The sequence below is a fragment of the Nonomuraea insulae genome, from assembly GCF_042656245.1.
The window spans coordinates 1-890 of sequence record NZ_JBHSPA010000076.1 but is presented as its reverse complement, the minus strand read 5'-3'; the positions used below and the strand labels follow the sequence as shown (position 1 = coordinate 890).

The following is an 890-nucleotide window of genomic DNA, read 5'->3' as shown; positions in this document are numbered from 1 at the left end:
CTGTTCGGGACCCAGGCTGCGCGCGGTGTAGACCTCGATGCCGGACATCCGCGTCGTCCCGTCCTGCTCGATGATCAGCAACGGCGTGCCGATGACCAGGAAGGGCGCGCCCTGCCACCGCACGCGTTGCCACGCGATGTCGCCATCGGCCACCGCCCGCCGCAACTCCGCTGGTATCACCCCGAGATCCAGATTCGGCGCGTTCCCGCCGGGCCTTCCGCACCCCAACTGGCCGGCCGGAGAGTGCGCTTCGTGGTAGATGGCGACCGCGAAGCTGCACGGGTCGGTCGCGGTGCGGGCGATCTCGTTCAGCTCGGCCGGGTCGGGTGTCGCGCTCCGCAACGGGAAGAGTGCCTCCAGGCGGCTTTTCATCGCCAGCACCGCGGCGTCCTGGGCGCGTTGCAGGATGTCGTTGCGGGCCTGCACGTAGATGCCGCCGGCCACGGCCGCCGCGGTGACCACACACAGCAGCGCGAAGGCGAACAGCAGCCGGGCCCGCAGCCCCAGACTCGGCCGACCTGTCACCGGCAGCTCATACCGGCCCGAACCGGTGCCCGAACCTGTCACTGGCGGTTCACGCCGGTCTGAGTCGGTGCCCGGGTCTGTCGCGGGTGGTTCACGACGGTCTGAGTCGGTGCCCGGACTTCTCGCCGGTGGTTCACGACGGTCCGAGCCGGTGCCCGGATCTGTCACCGGTGGCTCACACTGGCCCGAGCCGGTAGCCGGACCTGTCGCCGGCGGCTCATACCGGTCCGAACCGGTAGCCGAAGCCGCGTACCGTCTGCACGTAGAGGGGTGCGGCCGAGTCGTCTTCGATCTTTGCGCGCAGCCGTTGCACGCACGCGTCGACCAGGCGTGAGTCGCCGAAATATCCGTGTTCCCACACCGAC

At 69.8% G+C, this 890-nt stretch carries 1 protein-coding gene and 1 pseudogene; both read right to left on the bottom strand.

Features of this window, described 5'->3' with window-relative positions:
• Nucleotides 1-525: pseudogene (locus ACFPZ3_RS51295) on the bottom strand (two-component sensor histidine kinase); the annotation flags it as partial.
• A 217-nt stretch (nucleotides 526-742) separates the two neighbouring features.
• On the bottom strand, nucleotides 743-890 hold a 148-nt coding region (locus ACFPZ3_RS51290), incomplete at its 5' end, for a winged helix-turn-helix domain-containing protein (protein ID WP_379521747.1).